The sequence below is a fragment of the Microbulbifer sp. SH-1 genome (assembly GCF_011326135.1).
GTDB classification, from domain to species: Bacteria; Pseudomonadota; Gammaproteobacteria; order Pseudomonadales; family Cellvibrionaceae; genus Microbulbifer; species Microbulbifer harenosus.
On record NZ_CP046948.1, the window covers coordinates 1,998,626 to 2,015,366 of the forward strand.

Sequence of the window (16,741 nt, forward strand, 5' to 3'; positions counted from 1 at the left end):
ACGGCGCCAAGACTAAGGGGTAGCCGTTGTGTCCTCATAGCTGACAAACAGGTTTGCCGTCAGGCGCCCTTCTACCGGGTCAAAGCTGATACTTTTTTCGTTGAGAATATTGGCACTATGTAACGTGTTGCCCCGGTATATGACAAGCCGGTTAAACCTGGCCGGAACAAAACCCACCCTGGTAAAAAGGTCATCGGAGTCCAGGCAATACTTTTGGGGACGACGATACTTGTTGAACTCGATGTAGCAACAATCGAGGTAATGCTCTACCCGCTGGGGTGAGATAGTCTCGTAACCTGTGCTTTTATGGCGGTAAAAACCGGTGCCGCCGTGACTTTCGTCACACAGATACAGCAGCACTGCATAAAGTCCCGGAGCGCTGGTATCAAAATGAGGAGCCCTCTGCAGCGGCCCAAGCTCCGCTTCAGGAACAGTAATCAAATTTAACGTTTCCTGATGAATCTTCAATTCGTGGCTAGCGGGCACCGAAAAGTGCCGGCGAATCACACTATCCAGGCGCTCCATCATCCTCGCCCCATGATGCTCAGGCGCGGCCGCCCGCACACCCGGATATCCCTTTCGCTCAGCAGCCATCGGCCAGGGCGCAAAACTCGCCTGGCTCGCAAACACCACCAGGTTTTCGGGAGCGTCAAGAAAGTCATCAATGACGACAACCGTATTTTTTTCTTCACCAACGCTCAGTACTTGAGTGTTCAATTTAACCGAACTCCATACTCAATCCAAATCACTTTCGGCTACCTCGCCCCTCACAGTGCGGTATCTTTTACATGCCTACACGCGTCAGCTGCTTCTGCAACTCTGTCAACCAAACTCGCTGAGGCATAAGCTCCGCCGCCAGCTTTTCGGCATGCCGGTTGGCCGTTTCGACAATTTCAGCAGCTCTCCGATGCTCCGTTTCACTGAGTGAAATCGCCCTGGTCGAATATTTCATTCCATAAAGAACGTACAAATAGTTTTCCACCCCAAAAATGTCAAACGCACTGAAAAAATCAAGACTTTTTGGTGTGGCTATTGACCAACGACCCAGGCGGTCAGCAAGTTCTTCAGACAACTTTGCCCCCTCGGTACAGTCTACCCAAAACTGAGAGTCTCGGCGGTCAGAAATACAGTAGTGCAACTGAACGAAATCAATTACCCGCTCCCAGGTATAGCGCACGATCTTGTTGCAATACTCGGACAACCGCGGAATATCCCCCCTGGTACGGGGGAATCGTTTGGCCAGCAGGTTGGCGGAAAAATCCGTAACCAGAATGGAGGTGGCCTCAAGCGGCTCTACAAATCCTTGAGCCAAACCGAAAGCCACGCAGTTTTTCCGCCAGAAATTTTCCCTAAACCCTATTTTCATAGGTATTTTTCGAACATCGCCAGAATTCAATGATCGCCCGACATACTCAGAAAGTTCACCAAGTGCCTCCACATCAGACATATATTTACTGGCATACACGCATCCGAGGCCTCGCCGGTTTGTCAGCGGGATATCCCAGATCCACCCGGCCTTGTGTGCATGCGCGGTGGTGTACGGGTGAATAGCCGCATCTTCCGCAGTCGGCTCCTGAAGCACAAGCGCAGAATCCGTGAGAATTCGGTCCGATTTGTCCTCAAATGGCGTCTTTAGTGCCGCCCCCAATAACACAGCGCTGAATCCGCTACAGTCCAGGTAAAAATCAAACTCCTCTGAGTTTCCATCGCTAAAGACCAGCGAGCCGATTTCGCCATCTTCACGGAGTACAACATCTTTCACTGTTGCAAATTTATGGATAACACCAAACCGCCGTCTTGCATTCTCTGCGATCAGTTCCGAGAACTTCCCGGCGTTGAAGTGATAGGCATAATCCACGGCGCCGGTGTAGGGCGGAGAGGATTTCCGTTTGGGGCAGCGATCCTGCTCGGATAACGGATAGGATTCAGACAGGGTGGAAAAACAGAGGCCTGAGTTTTGCGATAGCCAGTGGTCCGTAACATCGAATCCTTGCGGGAAGGGCGCGCTGAAAGGGTGGTAGTAAAAGTCATGCCCGGATTCTGCAGACATCCAATTTGAGAACTTGATTCCGGTTTTGAAAGTGGTATCGCAATTGGCCAGCATGGCAACTTCCGAGATGCCAAACCGATCGAGAGTCTCCTTGATTCTCGGGACTGTCCCCTCCCCCACGCCTATCGCCGGAACGTCTTGGGATTCGATGACCGTGATCTCAATGTCCGGATCACTGGCCAACTCAACGCCCAAATGATTCGCCGCCATCCAACCCGCGGTACCGCCGCCAACTATTGCTATTTTTCTTATTTTCATAGGGCTTATCTCCAGCCAAAAAAAAGCCCAGCACGAAGCTGGGCTTTTCTTAGTTCAGGCTCTTAGAACTTGTAGCTTGCACCCAACTGGTACACTGCTTCGCCAGCGAAAGACCAGGCAGGGAAACCTTCCTGCAGAGGAGCCTTCATCCCGGTCGCAGAGCTATCTGCACTTGCAGCGCCGTACTGAATGTCGTCTTCTTCGAGCACGTTGATCGCCTCGAAAGTAACGTCCAGATTGTCGGTAGCATACCAGTAGAAGCTCAGGTCCAGGGAGCCGTAGTCATCGTGCATACGGTTACCGTACCAGTAACCACCGTCACGAATCAGATACTCGGAACGGAAGTTGTACGCCGCGCGCGCGGAGAAGGTATCGTTCTCCCAGTAACCCACCAGGTTGTATGCGTGTTCGGAAGACTCGGTGAACAGCGGCAACTGGTCCATAAAGGCTTCGCTCGGCGCGTCCGCATCGGTGTAGGTGTAGTTGGCAGCCACACCGAAGCCATTGTCGAATGCGTGCTGGATCTGCAGCTCGATACCCTGGATGTCGGCACCACCGGCATTCTTAAGGGTTTCCACGGCCCAGTTGTCACCACCCTTCGGATCCGCAAGGCCTATCTGCTGATTGATCAGGATTTCGGAAGTCACGAAATCGTCAATGGACTTAACGAAGTAAGTTGCGGACACCAGGTTGCCGTCGCCGTAGTAGTACTCCAGCGCGATATCGGCGTTGGTGGATTTCATCGGCTGCAGACCTTCGCTACCGAAACGCTGCGTCTGGTTGTCAGTGCGATCATCGGCGAAGCCGCTGTAGGTCACCAGCATATCGTCGTAATTAGGACGGCTGATGGTTTGAGACGCAGACGCGCGCAGAACCCAGTCTTCAGACAGTTCGTACTTGACGGACGCGCTCGGCAATACATCGCTGTAGTCCGCACTGTAAGTCGACGTGGAGTATGCGTAACCGATGTTCGCAGCAATCTCACCGTCTTTCGCTTCGGTGCCATCCAGGTCGTACTGGGTACGGGAGGCATCGGTAGAGATGTAACGCAGGCCGAAGTTACCGCTCAGGGCGCCGGATTCGAACTCAAACATACCGTAGAGCGCAGTATTTTCCTCGTTCAGAGCGGAGTAGCCTGCACGTTCCTCAACCCAGCGGTCGATGCTGTCACGGGTCACCGCCACCATGGCATCCAGGTTGGGCTTGGGTGCGGTAAAGCCATGCTGACCGACTTCGAACAGACCGCTGTAGACCTTAGAGGCCGCGATCATTTCCGGGGTAACGACACCACGGAGCTTGCTGCGGTTGACGTCGTGGTCGGTCCAGCGCACGCCAGTTTTGAACGCCGTCAGCATACCGACACTCAGATCGAATTCGAGGTCCAGCTGCGCGTAGGTTTCTTCATCTTCAACCGGGCCGCTGGCAACGGCCCAACCTTCCGGGTTGACCATTTCGGCGTAGTTGTCGAGAGTAAGACTCGGATCCAGAGTCGGATTAATTACGATCTCTTTACCTGTCGCATCGATAGAACCCTGCCACAAGGACATGTCATCGGTGAAATGGGAGAAGTTAGTGGTCAGATCGGTACCACCGTCAGCTTTGGTGGAACCAACATTCGCGCTCAAGCGGAAACCTTCGCCTTCGTACTCCGTGTTGAAATCGAAGGTATCAGAGCTCATGGAGGACTTGCGGCCCCACGTCTGATTAAAGGTTTTGTTGGCGACGGTAGAGTTTTCAGTAGTGCTGGAGGTGCACAGACCTGCAGCATTTTCAGAATGACACGTTACGTTGTCACCAGCCAGGGAGAACAGATACAGGCTAGTGTTGGTGTTGTCCGCCTGCATTTCCAGAGACATGGCGTGCAGGGTGAAAGACAATTGCTCGGTTGGAGCATATTGCAGGGTCAGATCCAGTGCGGTGCGCTCCTGGTCCTGCAGGAAGGTGGTAGGCGCAACGTCGCCAGACCAGCGGTAGTCAGACTCGGTACCGCGGCGCACGTATTCACGGTCTTCTTTCGCTGCAGCAACCAACACGCCGAAGGTTTCTTCGTCGTTTTTCCAGCTGTACAAACCGGAAACTTCTGGAGCTACGTCGTCACTGATGGTACCTACACGGGCTGTAGTGCCAATCCAAGCCGTATTGGCATCCATATCCAGAGGCTTGCGGGTTTTGACGATAACGGTACCGCCGATGCCACCCTCATTCAGATCGGCACGAGAGGACTTATACACCTCAATGCCGCCGATGAGTTCAGCAGGCAGCAGAGAATAGTTGAAGCTGCGGTCAACAGGAATATTGTCGAACCAGCCGGTAGAAGCAACATTCTGCCCATTCAGCTGAGTCAGGGTCATGGTAGGTGCAGCACCGCGGATGGAAACAGAAGCACCCTGGCCGAATGCGCGACCAACGGTCACACCCGGGATGCGACCCAGAGCTTCACCAACATCGGAGTCCGGAAACTTACCAACATCTTCTGCGGATACCGCATCGACCAGGTCGGTCGCATCGCGTTTGATATTTACAGCGTCTTGCAGAGCTCCGCGAATACCAGTAACGGAAATTTCTTCGAGAGCCTGCTCCTGGGCAATTGCCAGCGGAGCCGCAAGGCTGCCGCCGAGTACAGCCGCAGTGATCGAGAGAGCGAGTTTGTTGCGCTTAAGCATCGATTTCCCCTTCCTTTTTTATAGATATAAAGGTTTGGTTAGAAACTTTTTATTCACCTTGTACCGCCAAATGATAGCGCTGTCATTCAAACCTATGATAGCGCTGTCATTCTCACGACCGACAATACACACAATGTCGGGAAAAAGCTACAGCGGAAATGTGGAAATATCCGGCGAGTTTACCGGTAATCACGCAAGAAACCTGTCTTAACTGACAGATCAAAGAGGATGCACGCTGGCATTCAGCGCCTTAAAGAACAAAAAATGATCAGCGACTGGTCTCGTCGAAAACGGAGTCCTGGCCAGCACATGCGGCACTCCCAGCGCAGGCCAGGAGTACCGGATTCCATTCACATGCGTCGAGGATTACTCAATTTCCTTGATCCGCATGGAGCTGGTGCCGCCCCCCATATTCAGGCGCTCGCCCTGGGTGATCAGGATGCGCTGGCCTTTCTTGAGCTCAATACGGGAACCGAGAACCTCGGTAATGGCATCGGTCAGGTGGCCGAGGGGTACGGATGCCGGGTCGAACTCGATGGGCTCGACGCCGCGCAACAGCACCAGCTGGCGCGCTACTTGTGGATGGCGAGTCAGGGCATAGATCGGCAGCTGGGTAGTGGCGCGGGACATAATCCGCGGGGTGCGACCGGACTCGGTCAGCGCCGCAACCGCACACAGGTTCTCCACGCGCGCAGCGGATTCGATGGCGGCCTGGGCGATTACGGTGTCGATGCTTTCCGAACCGGAACGCGCGGGCGCCGGGCGGTTGGTGGTACCCAGATATTGCTCCGCACCCACCACGATCTGCGCCATAGACTCCACCGCGGCTACCGGGAAATCGCCGGCGGCGGTTTCGGCTGACAGCATGACCGCGTCTGTGCCATCCAGCACCGCATTGGCCACGTCCATCACTTCCGCGCGGGTCGGCGTCGGGTTGGTGATCATGGATTCCATCATCTGGGTGGCGGTGATCACGCCGCGGTTCAGGGCATTGGCGCGGTTGATCAGCTTTTTCTGTACACCAACCAGTGCCGCATCACCAATCTCCACACCCAGGTCGCCGCGAGCCACCATGATGACATCTGACGCGAGTACGATGTCGTCCATCTGCTCATCGTTCTCAACGGCCTCGGCGCGCTCGACCTTGGCGACGATGGCGGCGTTGCTGCCGGCTTCACGCATTGCCCTGCGCGCGATTTCCAGGTCTTCGCCACTGCGCGGGAAGCTCACTGCAAGGAAATCCACTTCCAGCTCAGCAGCGAGCTTGATGTCTTCGTAGTCTTTTTCCGTCAGCGCCGGTGCAGAAAGACCGCCCCCCAAAAGGTTAATACCTTTGTTGTTGGACAGCTTGCCGCCCTGCAGCACACGGCAGAACAATTTACTGTTGGTGCCACCGGTCACTTCCAGGCGGATTTTGCCATCATCCAGCAGCAGGATATTACCGGGCTTGCAATCGGCGATCAGAGATGGGTAGTCCACCCCAACCCGCTGCTGGTTACCGCCCTCTTTGGGACAGTCGGCGTCGAGGGTGAACTCGGCATTGTTCTCAAGAAAAATACTGCCTTCGGCAAAACGGGCGATACGGATTTTCGGGCCCTGCAGGTCGCCGAGAATAGCTACCAGCTTGTTTTGTTCGGCGGCAGCGCGGCGCACTTCCGACACGCGCTTGCGGTGATCGTCGGCACTACCGTGGGAAAAGTTCAGACGCACGACGTTAACGCCGGCGCGGATAATCTCGTCAATTACACGCGGCTTGTCGGTGCCCGGGCCGAGTGTGGCAACAATTTTTGTATGGCGAATCATATTTGCAGTATTTGTTTTTGAGTGGGATGTGAGACGTTTCTTATCGCAGGCTGCCTGTCGAAGCAGGAAAACCGGAGCGGGCATTGCGCCCGATCCGGTGAGATAGCATTTTCGCCATCAGTTCAAATTACAGGCCCTGCGCCTTTGCCATCGCCAGGCTGGTGTCGAGCATACGGTGAGAGAAACCCCACTCGTTGTCGTACCAGGCCATCACTTTCACCAGGTTGCCGTTCACGCGGGTGTGGTTGGCATCGAAGTGGCTGGACGCGGTGGTGTGGTTGAAATCCACAGATACCAGCGGCTGGTTGCAGAATGACAGTACGCCACCTTTGATGGTGCCGGCAGCGTCGTTCATGATCGCGTTGATTTCTTCTGCAGTGGTATCGCGGCTGGCAATGAACTGGCAGTCCACCAAAGAAACATTATTCACCGGTACACGTACCGCCATGCCGTCCAGCTTGCCTTGCAGCTCCGGAAGGACCAGGCCTACCGCTGCGGCGGCGCCGGTCTTGGTGGGGATCATGTTGTCGGCGGCAGCGCGCGCACGGTAGATATCCTTGTGCACGGCGTCCTGGGTGTTCTGGTCGTTAGTGTAGGCGTGCACGGTGGTCATGAAGCCGCGCTCAATACCGATCGCATCGTTCAACACCTTGGCAACCGGTGCCAGGCAGTTGGTGGTGCAGGATGCGTTGGAAACCACTTTGTGTTCGGCGGTGAGCTTGTCGTCGTTCACACCGTAAACCACGGTCAGGTCCGCGTCTTTGGATGGAGCGGAAATCAGCACCGCCTTGGCGCCAGCCTGCATGTGCTGAGCGGCCGCCGCCTTGTCGGTGAACAGACCGGTGCACTCCAGTACCAGATCTACCTTCAGCTCCGCCCACGGCAGGTTGGCCGGATTGCGCTCCTGGCAGACCTTGATGGTGTCACCGCCGATAACCAGGTTTTCGCCGTCGACGGAAACTTCGGTATTGAAGCGACCGTGCACGGTGTCGAAGCGGGTCAGGTGCGCATTGGCTTCCACCGGCGCCAGATCATTGATGGCAACCAGCTGGATGCGGTCGTTGTAGCCGGACTCATAGATCGCGCGGGTTACGTTGCGGCCGATGCGTCCATATCCGTTGATAGCAATTCTGAGTTTCATATCGCTACACCCTCTGTGTCTTTAAGTTTATGAATTTTTGTCTTCCAGCGACGGGTGTACTCCCCCCCGCACGCTGCAGTACTCACTACGCAATAAAATCGCTTTTTGCCGAAACCTGTTTTTGATTCAGCCCTTCAGCAGCGCGGCCTCTCTGGCCAGACGGGTAATTTCCGCCCAATTCTTTTCCGCGACCAGCTTCGATGAAGCCATCCAGGAGCCACCCACACAAACCACATTGGAAAGCGACAGGTAATCCTTGGCATTGCCCGGGCTGACACCGCCGGTGGGGCAGAACTTCACCTGTGCGAGCGGGCCGCCGATGGACTTCAGCATCGGCACACCACCGGCGGCCTCTGCCGGGAAGAACTTCTGGTAGCGGTAGCCGCGCTCCAGCAAGCGCATGACTTCCGACGGGTTGGCTGCCCCCGGCAGAAGCGGTACCGCAACGCCATCGGCGGCATCCAGCAGCGCTTCCGTAGCGCCCGGGCTCACCATGAAAGTCGCACCCGCATCCACAGAGCGGCGGATATCGGCGGCATTCAGCACAGTACCGGTGCCCACATGGGCATCCGGCAGGTGCTTGGCAATTTCCTCTACCGCGGCCAGTGCGGCTTCGGTGCGCAAGGTAACTTCCAGCACGTTAAGGCCACCTTCAACCAGCGCCTGTGCCAGCGGCAGTGCGTCGCTGACGTTGTCGATAACCAGTACCGGGACTACGCCAGCCTGTTCCAATACGGGTACGAGAGACTCTTGCATTGCGAATTCCTAAAACTCTGTATTTCCTAACTATTCACAGGCTCTTCAGCCAGTTCCCTTTGGGGCCGCCGGCGGCCGGAACATCAGGGAGCCCAATACACAGTGACCGGCTTCAGTCTCTGCTTGAGAATACTGCGCACCGGCATTTCACTCTCATCATCCCCCAGCAGTGCCTGGCGATAGACCTTGAGCTTTTCTTCTCCGGTGATCAGCAACTTGATTTCTTTCGCCTGCAAAATCGCGGCAAGCGTGAGCGTCATACGCTCGGTGTGCGGGCCGGTGACAGCACTCTGTTTGGCGGTGATGGCCTTGCACAATTTTTCAGACTTTGGATCCAGAGCTTCCTGGAGTCCCTCTGCGTAAGGAAAGAACGATGCGGTATGGCCATCGTTGCCCATGCCCAGTACACACACATCGAAGGGGCGCGGTAACTCCTGAAATGCACGCTCGCACTCCGCCTCACCCTCCGCCGGTGTGGCCGCTCCGTTTTTCATTCCCAGGCACGGTGCCTTGGCAGCTTCGTTCTGCAAAAGGCTGTTGGTGATAAACGCGAAATTACTGCCCGCTTCATCCTTTTCCACCCAGCGCTCGTCCACCAGTGCCACATTGACCTGCTGCCAGGGCAGCGGGCGGCGTGACAGCTCCCGGTAAACCGGCTCTGGCGAACTGCCACCGCTCACCAGAAACGTCGCCTGGCCGTTGGCCTTGATACCGGAGTGCAGCGCCGCGGCACATTCATTGGCAAGCGCCAGTGTGAGTCGCTCCCTGTCTGCAAAAAATTTTTCTTCGACCATGTCTTTGAGACCGTTTGTTACTCGTAACCGTTATCCACCGACGCCCGTTCAGGGGTTGAACCAGTGGTGCCCGTTTTCCGCCAGCAGGTGGTTGGAAGCCTGCGGCCCCCAGGTACCTGCGCGGTAGAGTTGCGGCTGGTTGCTGGTATCGCGCCAGTGATCGATGATCGGGTCGACCCAGGCCCAGGCAGCCGCCACTTCTTCGCGGTGAATAAACAGCGCGGAATTATTGGCTGCGGCATCCAGCATCAGGCGTTTGTAGGCGTCACTCTTGAAGCTGTCGTAGGTGTCGGACAGCGACAGGTTCAGCTCCACCGGTTGCAGCTCCATGGTGAGGCTGTCCATTTTCTTCGCCATCAACACCAGCTTGATGCTCTCTTCCGGCTGCAGACGAATCACCAAGCGGTTCGGAAGTACTTCGCCCGCTTCTGGCTGGTAAACACTGTGAGAAACCTTTTTGTACTGGATCACGATTTCCGCACAGCGTTTTTCCATGCGTTTGCCGGTGCGCAGATAAAACGGCACGCCGGTCCAGCGCCAGTTGTCGATATGCGCACGGATAGCGACAAACGTTTCGGTGGTACTGTTTGGCGCCTTCAACTCTTCCAGATAGCCCGGGACCAGCTCCTTGCCGAGGCCACCGGCCACGTACTGGCCGCGCACGATATTTTTGTCGACGTCCTTACCCACCAGCGGACGCAGCGCTTCCAGCACTTTGATTTTTTCCGAGCGGATATTGCGCGCGGACATGCTGTTGGGGGATTCCATCGCGATCAAACACAACAGCTGCAACAAGTGGTTCTGTACCATGTCGCGCAGCGCACCGGTGTCGTCGTAAAAACCCGCGCGACCTTCCAGGCCCACGGTTTCCGCAATGCTGATCTGGATGTGGTCGATGGTTTTCGCGTCCCACAGACGTTCAAACAGCACGTTACTGAAGCGCAGCGCCAGCAGGTTCTGAACGGTTTCTTTACCCAGATAGTGGTCGATACGGAAAATACTTTCTTCCGGAAAATACTCGGCAATCTTGCTGTTGATTTCGTCGGAGGTCTTGGCGTTGTAGCCCAGGGGCTTTTCCACCACTACACGGGAGTTTTCGTGGATCAATCCCTTGATGGAGAGATTTTCGCAACACGGACCGAACACCGCCGGAGGAATCGCCAGATAAAACAGGCGCGTGCGTGAGGTATCGTTGCCGAGCAGATCAATCAGCAGATCCCACTGCTCGTCCGGCTTGGAAATATCCAGAGACACCGCGCGCAGCATAGGGCTGAATTCTTTCCAGCTTTTCTCGTTGTACTCGCCATCGCGCAGATGGGTTTTCAACGCCTGCTGGGCGGTTTTGATGTAGGAATCAGCATCTTCCTGGCGGCGCACCACCGGCAGAATACGCGTATCTTTGTTCAGGCCACCTTCGATGAAAGCGCGGTAAAGAGCCGGAATCAGTTTACGCAGCGACAAATCTCCGCCGCCACCAAACAGTACCATGTCAAATGAATTAGCCATTGCAATTGCTCTCAAACGGTAACGCGGGCCCAGGCTTTGATCCCTGCCCGCCGAATTCGGTTAAAAAAGAATGCTTGCACCGGTTTCCGCGCCGCTCGCGAGCTTGCGCATATTGGTGAACAGGTCGCGGCCCATACCGATGGCATTGCCGGACAAATCGCACTCCGCCAACGGTCGCGCCGCCAGCTCTTCATCACTTACGTGGACTTTGAGAACACCGGCATCCGCATCCAGTTCGATGAGGTCGCCATCCTGAATTTTCGCAATCACACCGCCCTCCAATGCTTCCGGAGACAGGTGGATCGCGGCCGGCACCTTGCCTGAGGCTCCGGACATGCGGCCATCAGTGACCAGTGCCACCTTGAAGCCGCGGTCCTGCAACACGCCGAGCGACGGTGTCAGCTTGTGCAGCTCCGGCATACCGTTGGCCTGGGGCCCCTGGAAGCGCACGACTGCAACAAAATCTTTTTCCAGTTCACCCGCCTTGAACGCAGCGAGCATGTCGTCCTGGCTGTTGAACACCACTGCCGGCGCAGTAACTTTCAGCTGCGGGGTTTTCAGCGCGGATACCTTGATCACGCTGTTGCCGACGTTGCCCTGCAGCAATTGCAGGCCACCGTGGCTGGAGAATGGATCGCTGGCTGGGCGGATAACGTCCGGATTGCCGGATTCCTCCGCCGTCGGGCGCCACACCACGCCGTCCTTGTCTTCATTGAGGAAGGGATCGTAGGTGTAGGGTTCAAGACCGGAATCGCCGAGCACCGTGCTCACATCACCGTGCAACAGACCGGCACCCAACAGTTCGCGGATCAGGAACTGCATTCCGCCGGCAGCGGCGAAATGGTTGATGTCGGCTGTGCCGTTCGGATACACGTGGCACAGCAGCGGCACGATCTCGGAAAGCTCCGCCATGTCCTGCCAGGTAATCTGAATACCCGCGGCGCGCGCCATCGCAATCAGGTGCATGGTGTGGTTGGTAGAGCCACCGGTCGCGTGCAGACCGACAATGCCGTTGACGAAGGCTTTTTCGGTAAGAATTTTCGCAATCGGGGTGTAGCTGCTGGGCTCTGTAATCTGCACCAGCTGTTTTACCGCCGCCTTGTTCAGGGCGTCGCGCAGTTCGGTACCCGGGTTGACAAAGGAGCTGCCCGGCAGCTGCAGGCCCATGATTTCCACCAGCATCTGGTTGCTGTTGGCCGTGCCGTAGAAAGTGCAGGTACCAGCGCTGTGATAGGAGGCGCTTTCGGCTTCCAGCAGTTCCTTGCGTCCGACTTTACCTTCCGCATACAGCTGGCGAACACGGACTTTTTCCGCGTTGGCGAGACCGGTTGGCATGGGACCTGCAGGAACAAACATGGCGGGCAAGTGGCCGAACGACAGCGCTCCGATAACCAGTCCGGGCACGATCTTGTCGCAAATGCCCAGGTACATGCTGCCGTCGAACATATCGTGGGACAGGGAAATGGCCGTGGCCATGGCGATCACATCGCGGGAAAACAGGGACAACTCCATACCCGGCTGGCCCTGGGTGACGCCGTCGCACATAGCGGGCACACCGCCGGCGACCTGGGCGGTTGCGCCATTGCGCAGGGCTTCCGCCTTGAGCATTTCCGGATAGACACCGTACGGCTGGTGCGCCGACAGCATGTCGTTGTAGGAATTGATGATGGCCAGGTTTGGTCCCTGGCCGGAAGCGATGAGGTTCTTGTCGTGATCGCTGGACGCCGCCATGGCGTGCGCGAGGTTGCCACAAGACAGCTTGTGCCGCGCGCGGCCCTTGCCCTGGGCGTGCTCAACCTGAGCCAGGTACCTCGCCCTTGTCTCTTCGCTGCGGCGGATGATCCTGTCGGTAACCGCCTGTAACTGACTGTTTACCACTGATTTGTTTGCCATTTGTCTAACTCTTCGTTTTTTATCAGCTCGCCATACGCCCCTGCTAAGACAGCAGAGAAGCCTGTTCTCCAGCAGGCTCAGCCGCCCTTACTTCAGGCAGCTCCGCGGACGTAACCGCGCCGTTTGTCCGGCGGTAGTATTCGATCAGTTGGACAGTGGAGCCGTCGTCTCCGGCCAACGCCCCGCAAGCCAGTTTTGGCTCCGAATTTGTTGCCCAGACCTTTACCCAGTTCCACTCCCCACTGATCAAAGGAATAAATTTGCAGAATCACACCCTGGGCGAAAATTTTGTGCTCGTAGAGTGTGATTAGCGCTCCCAGTGACCGGGGCTCAACTCCTTCAAGAGTATGGTGTTACCTGGCTTTCCACCCCTGTGTACGTTGAATGGGGTAAGCCTTTTTATTTCTTCTTGCGTCAGCCTCTTGGCTCGCTGGTCATCGTCTCACCAGTGATGAATGTCTTGGGTGAGACGATAAAAACTGTGGATCCGGCATCCAGGCCGGCCAGCGCATCCGTGAGCTGGGCTCCATCCACGTGGATACAAAATGCACTGTGACATCACCCATCCGCTGGGCACGCAGCGCTTCAATGGCAGTCAGTGGCCCGAGATGGGAGCCACTGGCGCCAAGATTGGCTACATCGGTGATCCATTTGCCACTGTAGCCACTCAGGTCGCCATTATGTAGTAAAACTACAAGCTCTTTCAAGCGCTCCAACTCGGCGTCTATCCACCCGCTGCCAGTCACAGCCTGACTGGCACCGATTATTCGTGCCCGGTGCTTTTCAGCGCGCGCACTCGCGGCCGCCGCATCTGCGGCCAACTAGTCATGAACATGATGACAGCGCTATCAAACCCATCTCAACGACGCATGAACGACGAGCACGGCCAATCCGGCTTGTAGTTTTCCTCCAAAACCTGAGCGGAAGCCGCGAGGGAAGGCTCAATAGCGGCGAAACAAGACCAACTCCCGAAAACTTCCGGTCAAACACCGAGAAGTTGCCAATATGTACGCCCGAAAGGCCAGTGACCACAAAGCCATCGTCCCACTGCCGCTAACCGGGTAAACTGCCGGGCTGAATAAAACGCGGATCAAATCCGGCATTTCCGGTGTTAGGAACTCCGATAAAGGAACACAGCCGATCATGAAGAGCACCATCAACGACGTGGCCGCGAGGGCCGGGGTGTCGATCAAGACCGTTTCCCGGGTCATCAACAACGAACCCTCCGTACGGCCGGCAACGCGCAAGAAGGTGATGGACGCCGTGGAGGAGCTCCACTATCAGCCCAACCTGGCGGCGCGCAATCTGGCGGGCACCCGCAGTTACACCATTGCACTGATCTACGACAACCCCAACGCCTATTACGTGATCGACATGCAAAACGGCATTCTCGAGACCTGCAAGGCGCGGGGCTACGAACTGCTGATTCACCCTAGCGATTCCCGTTCGGACAAGGTCAACGACGAGCTGCGCGCGCTGGTGGAGCACTCGAAAGTAGCCGGCGTGGTGCTGACCCCGCCCTTTTCTGAAACCCAGTCAGTGATCGACGAAGTGAAAAAACTCGGGCTCGATTATGTGCGTATTGTCTCCAGTGGCGCCGCCGCAGGTGACGAGGAGAATTGCATCCAGGTGGATGACGCTGCGGCGTCCTACGACATCACCAGGCACCTGATCGAACACGGCCACCGGCGCATCGGCTTTCTGTGCGGTGGCGAAGAACACGTTTCCACCCACGGCCGCCTCGACGGTTATAAGAGCGCACTGCAGCAGGCGGGCATATCCATCGACCCGCAACTTATCATCCCCGGGGAATACTCCTTTGACTCCGGCGTCGAGGGCGCCAAGGCGCTGCTGAGCATTGATAACCCGCCCACCGCCATCTTCGCCAGTAACGATGAAATGGCCGCGGGCGCGCTATTTGCCGCGCGCCTGATGCATATCGCGATTCCGGAACAGCTCTCTATTGTCGGTTTTGAAGACAGCCCCTTCTCCCGTCAGACCTGGCCGAAACTTACCACCGCCCACCAGCCGAACAACGAAATTGCCCGTTGCGCGGCGGCTTTGGTGCTCAACAAGGCGCGCAGCAAAGGCGCCTCGGAATCGGCATCTGCCAACCGGGATGCGGGTATTACCAAGAAATTCGTGCCGGAACTGCTGGTGCGCGATTCAACCGGTAACGCGCCCATTTGATATTGGGCCGCCCTGAAACTGCAGACAAAAAAATGCCCTCACGTGGAGGGCAAAGATGACGAGAACCAAAGAGAGAAACTTCTTAAAGAAGCTCAATCAACAAAATCCTTTTAAGCACAACTCCCTGAAAACAATCTAACCGACAGACTCAATACGGTTGGCCTATTTCCAACTGCGCATCTTGTGGCCTTTAAGGGCGTAAAACAGGATGAACAGGTAAGCGGGAATCGCAATGATGTAGGCCGCCTGACCGTCGCCGGTATCGGCGAAATGCCCGTACAAGGGCGGCAGGACGGCGCCGCCGGAAATCCCCATGATCAGCAGCGCTGCGCCCTTGGAAGTGAACTTACCCAGCCCCTCCAACGCCAGCGGCCAGATCGCCGGCCAGCACATGGCGTTGGCAAAGCCCAGCAGTGCCACAAAGTAAACCGCGTTCGGAATTTCGGGCAGACCGAAGTGCGCCAGGGTCGCGGCCGACATGGCCGTGCTTTGGAGGGAACCGCTCATGACGGCGAAGGTAAACACAATGCCCAGCACTGCGGAGATCAATAGCGCGGTCTGTTGGCTGATGAAACGCGGAATGGCAATAGTGCCGTAGATGTAACCCAACACCATGAACACCATGGTGTATGAAGTCAGAACTGAAGCCACCGAGGTATCCAGGCCCGCCTGCTTACCCAACAGGCCGATGGCATCACCGGCGATGACTTCCACACCCACATAGAAAAACAGGGCGATGGAACCGAGCACCAGCTGCGGGAATTTTTTCAGGCCCAACATGGTTACAGCGGCGTCTTCCTGCCCTTCCACCTCTTCATCTTCAATATCGGGCAGCGGCGCAAACATCATCGCTACGGCGAGTACGAAGCCGAGAATCGCCATGCCGATATATGGGGTTACCAGTTGCCCGGCGAGCTCGCCCAGCTTGACATCCTTGGCGGCGGGATCAAGCACGGCGAGTTCCGCATCAGATACGCCGCTGATGCCAGACATCACCAATGCGGCGAATACCAGCGGCGCAACAATACCCGCCCCCTTGTTCAGCAAACCCATGATGCAGATTCGCACGGCTGCGGTTTCCGCAGAGCCAAGCCTGACCACATAGGGATTGGACGCAGTCTGCAGAACGGTAAGACCGGAACCGACCACAAACTGGGCCAGCAGGAATATGCCGAACATACGACTGTAAGCGGCGGGAATAAAAATCAGCGCGCCGACAGCGACCAGCGCCAGACCGAGCGCCATGCCGACCTTGTAGCCAGTGCGCTCAATGATGGCCGCCATCGGCATCGCCATCACCGTGTAGGCAATATAAAACGCGGACGTTACCAGCATGGCCTGGAAGGCGCTGAGCTCACAGATAGTCTGCAGAAACGGGATCAGTGCGCCGTTCAGCCAGGTGACAAAGCCGAAAATAAAAAACAGCAGACCGATGATGGCCATCGGCAGAATGCTGCTGCGCGTTTCACGCTGTGCTATAACTGCGGTATTCATGGTTTCACCTTTAATTATCGTTATTGAGCGTTGATCAAGTTCGTCATCGGGTTTTTATTACTTTGTAGGAGCCTGCTTGCAGGCGAACGGAGGTTTTATCGCAAGCAGCCATCCTTGGAGCAGTGTCCGGCCCGACCATCCATGGCCGGGCGCCCGTGAGAGCAGCGAGCAGTGCTCGCTCTACGCCCTCCCG

General features: G+C 56.5%; 12 protein-coding genes and 1 pseudogene. 1 reads left to right on the forward strand and 12 read right to left on the reverse strand.

Annotation, left to right across the window (positions count from 1 at the left end):
* Positions 1-12: 12 nt before the first annotated feature.
* The 11 genes and pseudogenes from GNX18_RS08600 to GNX18_RS19850 all read right to left on the reverse strand — a co-directional run bounded on the left by GNX18_RS08600 (position 13) and on the right by GNX18_RS19850 (position 13,610).
* Positions 13-717 (reverse strand): DUF6445 family protein, encoded by a 705-nt coding sequence (locus GNX18_RS08600; RefSeq protein WP_166217053.1) that lies wholly within the window; start codon positions 715-717, stop codon positions 13-15.
* Between the two features lie 67 nt (positions 718-784).
* Positions 785-2,308 (reverse strand): tryptophan halogenase family protein, encoded by a 1,524-nt coding sequence (locus GNX18_RS08605; RefSeq protein ID WP_166217056.1) that lies wholly within the window; start codon positions 2,306-2,308, stop codon positions 785-787.
* A 62-nt stretch (positions 2,309-2,370) separates the two neighbouring features.
* On the reverse strand, positions 2,371-4,971 hold the full coding sequence (locus GNX18_RS08610) for a TonB-dependent receptor (protein ID WP_166217059.1): 2,601 nt from the start codon (positions 4,969-4,971) through the stop codon (positions 2,371-2,373).
* Positions 4,972-5,337: 366 nt separating this feature from the next.
* On the reverse strand, positions 5,338-6,774 hold the full coding sequence (gene pyk / locus GNX18_RS08615; protein WP_138233982.1) for a pyruvate kinase: 1,437 nt from the start codon (positions 6,772-6,774) through the stop codon (positions 5,338-5,340).
* A 127-nt stretch (positions 6,775-6,901) separates the two neighbouring features.
* A complete protein-coding gene (gene gap / locus GNX18_RS08620) occupies positions 6,902-7,915 on the reverse strand; it encodes a type I glyceraldehyde-3-phosphate dehydrogenase (RefSeq protein ID WP_138233981.1) in 1,014 nt (337 codons plus the stop codon).
* Between the two features lie 126 nt (positions 7,916-8,041).
* Positions 8,042-8,671 (reverse strand): bifunctional 4-hydroxy-2-oxoglutarate aldolase/2-dehydro-3-deoxy-phosphogluconate aldolase, encoded by a 630-nt coding sequence (locus GNX18_RS08625; protein ID WP_166217062.1) that lies wholly within the window; start codon positions 8,669-8,671, stop codon positions 8,042-8,044.
* Positions 8,672-8,754: 83 nt separating this feature from the next.
* Positions 8,755-9,465, reverse strand: coding sequence for a 6-phosphogluconolactonase (gene pgl, locus GNX18_RS08630; RefSeq protein ID WP_166217065.1), 711 nt, complete (start codon positions 9,463-9,465; stop codon positions 8,755-8,757).
* A gap of 48 nt (positions 9,466-9,513) precedes the next feature.
* Positions 9,514-10,971: a glucose-6-phosphate dehydrogenase gene (gene zwf / locus GNX18_RS08635; RefSeq protein WP_138233978.1), complete on the reverse strand. Its 1,458-nt coding sequence runs from the start codon at positions 10,969-10,971 to the stop codon at positions 9,514-9,516.
* A 60-nt stretch (positions 10,972-11,031) separates the two neighbouring features.
* Complete coding sequence (gene edd / locus GNX18_RS08640; protein WP_138233977.1) at positions 11,032-12,864, reverse strand: phosphogluconate dehydratase; 1,833 nt, start codon at positions 12,862-12,864, stop codon at positions 11,032-11,034.
* Positions 12,865-12,956: 92 nt separating this feature from the next.
* Entirely contained in the window at positions 12,957-13,184 is a 228-nt protein-coding gene (locus GNX18_RS19615; RefSeq protein ID WP_371808103.1) for a hypothetical protein, read from the reverse strand.
* A 94-nt stretch (positions 13,185-13,278) separates the two neighbouring features.
* Positions 13,279-13,610 (reverse strand): annotated as a pseudogene (locus GNX18_RS19850) (hypothetical protein).
* Positions 13,611-14,007: 397 nt separating this feature from the next.
* Here GNX18_RS19850 and GNX18_RS08660 point away from each other — a divergent pair.
* Entirely contained in the window at positions 14,008-15,054 is a 1,047-nt protein-coding gene (locus tag GNX18_RS08660; RefSeq protein ID WP_138233975.1) for a LacI family DNA-binding transcriptional regulator, read from the forward strand.
* 162 nt (positions 15,055-15,216) lie between these two features.
* Here the strand turns inward: GNX18_RS08660 and GNX18_RS08665 are convergent, their stop codons facing one another.
* Complete coding sequence (locus GNX18_RS08665) at positions 15,217-16,548, reverse strand: sugar MFS transporter (RefSeq protein ID WP_166217071.1); 1,332 nt, start codon at positions 16,546-16,548, stop codon at positions 15,217-15,219.
* Positions 16,549-16,741 lie beyond the last annotated feature (193 nt).